Genomic DNA, 6,292 nt, shown 5'->3' on the forward strand with positions numbered 1-6,292 from the left:
TTTATGGGAACGCCGGTGAAAAATATAACGGTCGTTGAGGCGAAAGCCCGCTTCTCGGCGTTGCTGGCCGAAGTCGAAGCGGGTGAAGAAATCGCCGTCACGAGGCACGGCAAGGTAATTGCGCGCCTGGTTCCGGACCATCCCCGCATGGCAGCCGACGCGTTTCGGGACTTCTGGGCCGATGCCGACGAGATTGATCTAATGGCACCGGAGGACCGACCGGCTGAAGATGTGGCTTCGCTGGACGACTAAGTCCGTGCCATCACTTTATCTTCTGGACACGAACATCCTGATTGCGGCCCTGAAAGGGCGAGCAGAGATACGTAAACGGCTGGAGTCGGAGCAACTGAGCACCATGCGGCTTTCAGCCATTGTTCTGGGCGAACTGGAATTCGGCGCAGAAAAGAGCGCCTACGGCGACCGCAATCGCGCGCGATTGGCCACGCTGGCTCGACGACTCCCGTTGATCGGGATTGATTACGATACCACGCGTCATTATGCGAAAATTAGAGCATTCCTTGAGACCCAGGGAACGGCGATCGGAGCGAATGACACCTGGATCGCCGCTCAAGCGCTTGCCGTCAATGCGACGCTGGTAACGGATAACGAGTGGGAGTTCTCGCGCGTGCCCGGACTGACACTCGAAAACTGGTTGGTGCGTGCGTAGCAACAATCAGAATCGGGGGCTGACGGGAGATTTTGGGATGAACCGCTAGAATCTCATCCCGCTCTAGTGGAAATAAATCCCGCCGCAGACGTTGAGCGCCTGGCCGGTGACGAAGGCTGACTGCTCCGAAGCGAAGAAACACACCGGCCCGACGATATCCTCGGGGTCGCCGAGACGCTTCAGCGCCGCGACCTCCTCCCAGTGCCGGATGGCCTCGTCGCTGCCGAGATTGTTCTTGCCCATCTCGGTCAGGATGATGCCGGGGCAGATGGCGTTGACGGTGACGCCGTCCATGCCGACTTCCTGCGCCAGCACACGGGTCAGCGTGATCACGGTCGCCTTGGTCGCGGCGTAGTGGCCCTGCGTCGGCACGCCCTGGCGCCCGGCGATGGAAGCGATATTGACGACGCGGCCCGATTTGCGCGCCCGCATGTGCGGCAGCACCGCCTGGCACATCAACAGCACGCCCTTGGCGTTGACGTCGAAATGCGCATCCCACGAGGCCTCGTCGAGATCCTGCAGCAGGCTGGGCTTGAGGATGCCGGCATTGTTGACCAGCACGTCGATGCGACCCGCGTCCCCGAGCAGCGCTGCCGCGGTCGCCTCGACCTCCTTCTTGCTGCTGACGTCCATCGTGTAGACATAGGCCTTGCGGCCGGTGGCCTCGATCTCGGCGCGCGTGACGTCGAGTTCCTTCGCCTGCGCCGGCAGGTCGGTGGCCGCGACATCGTAGCCAAATTTCGCCAGCCCGACGGCAAGCGCCCGGCCAATGCCGCGGCTGGCGCCGGTGACCAGGGCGACCGTGCCGACTTTTGAATTGCTCATGGAAAAAAGTCCTTTCGAAATGCTGCTGTCAGGCGCGGGCTGAGGTGCGCACGGGCGCCTTGACCGGAAGGGAATTCATCGCGGCGATGGTGTCGTCGAAGGAGACGAGCTTGCCGTCCGAGCCGAGGCCCATCGCGACTTTCGCCGCGACCGCCGAGGCAAAGCGCGCCGAGCGTTCGAGATCCCATCCCCTCACGATGCCGACGATGATGCCGGCGGTGAAACTGTCGCCGCAGCCGGTGGTGTCGACGACCTCGATGTCGAAGGCCGGCAGATGGAACGGCTTGCCGTTCTCCGGCGCGACATAGACGCCTTCGCCGCCTAGCGTGAGCAGACAGTTCCTGACGCCCTTCGACTTGAAGTAGGCGGCGACCTTGGCCGGATCGGCCTCGTGCGCCATTTCGCTGGCCTCGTCGATGCTCGGCACGAAATAGTCGATATAGGGCAGGCACGGTTCGACAAAGGCGATCGTCTCCGGCGTGGCCTGGATGAGATCGAAGGTCGTGGTGCGGCCGAGTTCCTTGGCGCGTTTGAGCAGGCGCACCGTCGGCTCGCCGTCGAAGCTTTTCAGCAGGCCGGTGCCGCCGACATGGACGACGGTCGCGTCGAGCGCGGCGTCGAGATCCTCGTCGGCGACGCGGAACACCGTAGCCGTGCCCGGCACGTGCAGAGCCGGCCGCTCGCCATTGGGGCGGACCGGCAGGATGGTGGAGGAGGTCTGCACGCTGCCGTCACGGCGGACCAGACCACAGTCGAGGCCGTATTTCTGCAACTTGGCGACGAACCAGTCGCCCATGTCGTCGGTGCCGAGCGTGGTCACGGCCTGCGTCTTCAGGCCGAGGATGGCGCAGTCCATTCCCGTCGCGCCGGCGGTGCCGGCGACGGTCATGCGGATTTCCTCGATATAGTCGGCCCTGCCGCCTTCCGGGATGCGCGAGACCGGACGGCCGAGAATGTCGAGCACGTAGAAGCCGACCGAACTGACATCGAATCTGGGCATGGTGGAAAAATCCTTTGACGAAGACGCGGAAAATTACTGGCGCGCGCGGCGCAAGCCGAAGCTCACGGCAAGCACCAGGAAGACGAGCACGCCGATGCCGACCTGCTGCCAGTAGAAGTTCCAGCCGATGAGCAGCAGCCCGTTCTTGACAACGGCGAGCAGCAGCACGCCAAGCAGCGTGCCGACCACCGTCGGCCGGCGCTCGGCGCTGAGCGTCGTGCCGATGAAGGTGGCGCCGATGGCGTCGAGCAGGAAGGCGTTGCCCGACAGCGGCACGTAGGATTTCACCGTCGCCGACAACAGGATGCCGGTGATGCCGCAAAGCAGCGCGCAACCGATATAGACCAGCGATTGCTGGCGCGGCACGGCAAGGCCCGAATACCAGGCGACGCCCGGCTGCGCCCCCATCGCCTGCACAGCGCGGCCGAAGACCGAGCGGTGCAGCAGGAGATAGACGACGACGATGCAAGCGATCAGCACCAGGACCGGCGTCGGCAGGCCGAGCAATGCGGTCCTGGCGATGGCGTTGAACTGGTCGCCGGCATAGCCTGACATCAGGTAGATCGGCTGGCCGCCGCTGGTTGCGAGCTGCTGCGTGCTCTGGCCGATGAACAGCACGCCGAGCGTCGCCAGGAACGGGCTGATCTTCAGCCTGGTGATCAGGATGGCGTTGAGCACGCCGACGGCAACGGCTGCCAGCAGCCCGACGGTGACGCCGAAGACGCCGCCATAGCCGGCGGCAAGCAGCATGACGAACACCATCGAGGCCATGTCGACGGAGACGCCGACCGAAAGGTCGATGCCGCCCGACGAGATGACGATGGTGAGCCCGAGCGCGACGATGGCCAGCATCACCACATTGTTGACCAGCACGTTGTAGAGGTTGGCCCCGGTGAGGAAGGTCGGACTGGCGAGGGCAAAGAACAGGCAGATCGCCAGGAAGGTGATGACGACGCTGTAGCTGGCGATGAAGCCGCCGAGCCTTTGCGCGCCGGAGGTGCCTGTGTCGTGCGAAACGCTCATCGTGATGCCTCCGGTCCGCGGGCGAATGAGGTGACGGCGACGACCAGCAGGATCAGCGCGCCCTGCACGCCGTTGACCCAGTAGCTCGACACGTTGAGGAGCTGGAAGCCATTGGCGAGGAAGCCGATGAACAGCACGCTGAGCAGCGTGCCGCCGATGGTCGGCACCAGGCGCCGGGAAAAGACGGTGCCGAGCAGGGCGGCGGCCAGGACCGACAACAGCATCTCGCCGGAGCCGGGCGTGCTGGCGCTGAGCCGCGAGACCGCCAGCACGCTGGCGATGGCCGCGCAAAAGCCTGAGAACAGATAGGTGAAGCCGACATGCAGCGGCACATTGATGCCGGCGGCGCGCGCTGCCTCCGGATGGCCGCCGACGGCGTAGAGCCGGAGGCCAAAGGTCGTCTTGTGGATGAAGACGAGCATGATGGCGGAAAACAGGATCAGGCACCAGGCAAGCGCCGAGATGCCGAGGAAGCTGCCAGAGACCAGGAAGGCGAGCAGCGGCGAGGCGGCGCCGACCACCGTGTTTTGCGTCAGCGTCAGCTCGGCGCCGGCGGCGATGTTCATCACCGCCAGCGATGCCAGCAGCGGCAGGATGCCGAGGCCGACGACGGCCACCGCATTCAGCGCGCCCACCGCAATGCCGCAGGCGATGGCCGCAAGCAGCGCCACGGCATCGGGATAGCCGGCCTGCAGCACGGTGGCGAACACCGCGGCGCACAGGCCCATATTGGCCGCGATCGACAGGTCGATGCCGCCTTCGGTGACGTTCGAGCCGCCGCCGATGATGACCACGGCCATGCCGAAAGCGAGCACGCCGAGAATCGCCGACTGTTCGACGACGTTGATGAGGTTGAAGGAGGACAGGAAGCCCGGCGCGAACAGCGCGAAATAGAGCAGGATGAGCGCGAAGGTGGCGATGGCGCCGAGCCGCACGGCGGCCGCCCCGAGGCGCTTGCCGGTGTTTTGCACGCGCGGCTGCTTCTCGCTCTGCGCGGTGTCCGTGCCGGCGGTTTTCATCGTTGTTGCGGTCATGAGAAGGCCTCCGCCTTGGCGACACGGGCACCAGAAGAGGCGGCAAGCAGCCTGTCGCCGTCGAGCTCGGCACCGGAGAATTCGCCCGCGAGCCTGCCGCGATAGACGGCGAGCACGCGGTCGCAGACGCCGACCAGCTCGAGCAGGTCGGACGACAGCATCAGGATGGCGGCGCCCTCGCCGGCCAGCCGGTTCAAGAGATTGTAGATCTCGACCTTAGCGCCGACGTCGACGGCGACGGTCGGCTCATCGAGGATGTAGACGCGCGACTGGCAGCTCAGCCATTTGGCGATCGCCACCTTCTGCTGGTTGCCGCCGGAGAGCTGGCGCACCAGCGTGTCGCGGCCAGGCGTCTTGATCGAGAGTTCGCGGATCAGCCCGTCGATCGCCTGGTTCTCCTGCCGCCGCTTGACGAAGCCGCTGCCGCTGTAGCGGCCGAGACTGGCGAGGCTGATGTTCTCGCGCACCGAGAGATCAATTGCCACGCCATGAGCGCGGCGATCCTCCGGCAGCATCGCGATGCCGCCCTGGACGGCGTGCACGGGGGTGGACAGCGACAAGGTCTTTCCCTCGACCTTGACCGAGCCGCGCTCGGCGCGGTCCAGCCCGAACAGGCACTGCACGATCTCCTTGGCGCCTGACCCCAGCAAGCCGGTCAGCCCGACGATCTCGCCGCGGCGCACCGAGAACGAGATGTCCTCGAAACTGCCAGCCATGCCGAGATGCGAGACTTCGAGCATCGGCGCGCCGATCTCGACCGAGCGCTTCGGAAACATCTCGCCAACATCGCGCGCTATCATCATGGCGATGATCTCGTCGATCGGCGTCTCCGAGGGATCGACGGTGCCGACATCGGTGCCGTTGCGCATCACGGTGACGCGATCGCAAAGCTGCTCGATCTCCTGCATGTAATGCGAAATGAAGATCACGGCGATGCCGTCGTCGCGCAGACGGCGCAACACGGCAAACAGGCTGTCGACCTCGCGCTTGACGAGGGCCGCCGTCGGTTCGTCGAGCACCAGCACCGAGGCCTTCTGCGCCAGCGCGCGGGTGATCTGGACGATCTTCTGCTGCGCCGTGGTCAGATCCTGCACCAGGATGCCCACGGGGAGTTCGAGGTCGAAATAGCGCTTCAGGAGTTCGGCGGCGCGCCGGTTCATCGAACGGCGGCTGACGAAGGGGCCGAAGCCGAGTTCATGGCGCAGGAACACCGCCTCGCCGACCGTGGCGGTCGGCACCAGCAGGCGGTCCTGGTGAATGAAATGGACGCCGAGCCGTTCGACCGAGGATGGGGTCAGATTGCCGACGGTCTCGCCGTTGACCGATATCGTGCCGCTGTCGGGCTTCAATATGCCGGCCAGCACCTTGATGATCGTCGACTTGCCGGCGCCATTCTGGCCGACGAGGCCATGGATGGTGCCGCGCGCCACTTCCAGATCGGCATCGTGAAGCGCCTGGACCGGACCAAAACGCTTGGAGATGCCGGTCATCGAGATGGCGATTTGAGCTGCGGCGGGTTGCGCGGTCATGCCCTGCTCCTTGCGGTACTCTTTGCGCATGACGCCTGAAACCGGGATCGGTTGCATGCGCAGGTTTGAAAATACGGGAGCGCGTCGTGCGCGTCGAATCCGGCGCGTGGCGCTCCCCGGAGGGGGGGGGGGGGGGGGGGGGGGGGGGGGGGGGCGGGCGGGGGGGGCGGGGGGGGGGGGGGGGGGGGGGGGGGGGGGGGGGGGGGGGGGGGGG

7 protein-coding genes are annotated in these 6,292 nt (G+C 65.6%); 2 read left to right on the forward strand and 5 right to left on the reverse strand.

What is annotated here, in order from left to right; genetic code table 11:
• Positions 1-15: 15 nt before the first annotated feature.
• Positions 16-252 carry a type II toxin-antitoxin system Phd/YefM family antitoxin gene (locus AC0L2H_RS29925; RefSeq protein ID WP_473593427.1) on the forward strand — a complete coding sequence of 79 codons (237 nt, stop codon included), beginning with the start codon at positions 16-18 and terminating at the stop codon, positions 250-252.
• A 4-nt stretch (positions 253-256) separates the two neighbouring features.
• Positions 257-667: a PIN domain-containing protein gene (locus tag AC0L2H_RS29930; protein WP_473593428.1), complete on the forward strand. Its 411-nt coding sequence runs from the start codon at positions 257-259 to the stop codon at positions 665-667.
• Between the two features lie 63 nt (positions 668-730).
• Here the strand turns inward: AC0L2H_RS29930 and AC0L2H_RS29935 are convergent, their stop codons facing one another.
• The 5 genes from AC0L2H_RS29935 to AC0L2H_RS29955 are packed head-to-tail and all read right to left on the reverse strand — an operon-like array spanning position 731 to position 6,078.
• On the reverse strand, positions 731-1,492 hold the full coding sequence (locus AC0L2H_RS29935; RefSeq protein WP_473593429.1) for an SDR family NAD(P)-dependent oxidoreductase: 762 nt from the start codon (positions 1,490-1,492) through the stop codon (positions 731-733).
• 28 nt (positions 1,493-1,520) lie between these two features.
• Positions 1,521-2,492, reverse strand: coding sequence for a carbohydrate kinase family protein (locus tag AC0L2H_RS29940; protein ID WP_473593430.1), 972 nt, complete (start codon positions 2,490-2,492; stop codon positions 1,521-1,523).
• Positions 2,493-2,525: 33 nt separating this feature from the next.
• Positions 2,526-3,515, reverse strand: a complete 990-nt coding sequence (locus tag AC0L2H_RS29945) for an ABC transporter permease (protein ID WP_473593431.1) — start codon at positions 3,513-3,515, stop codon at positions 2,526-2,528.
• On the reverse strand, positions 3,512-4,549 hold the full coding sequence (locus AC0L2H_RS29950) for an ABC transporter permease (RefSeq protein WP_473593432.1): 1,038 nt from the start codon (positions 4,547-4,549) through the stop codon (positions 3,512-3,514). Before AC0L2H_RS29950 ends, AC0L2H_RS29945 begins: the two co-directional genes overlap by 4 nt.
• Positions 4,546-6,078 (reverse strand): sugar ABC transporter ATP-binding protein, encoded by a 1,533-nt coding sequence (locus AC0L2H_RS29955; RefSeq protein ID WP_473593433.1) that lies wholly within the window; start codon positions 6,076-6,078, stop codon positions 4,546-4,548. The genes AC0L2H_RS29950 and AC0L2H_RS29955 overlap by 4 nt, the downstream gene beginning before the upstream one ends.
• Positions 6,079-6,292 lie beyond the last annotated feature (214 nt).

The sequence above is a fragment of the Mesorhizobium sp. WSM4871 genome (assembly GCF_055811295.1).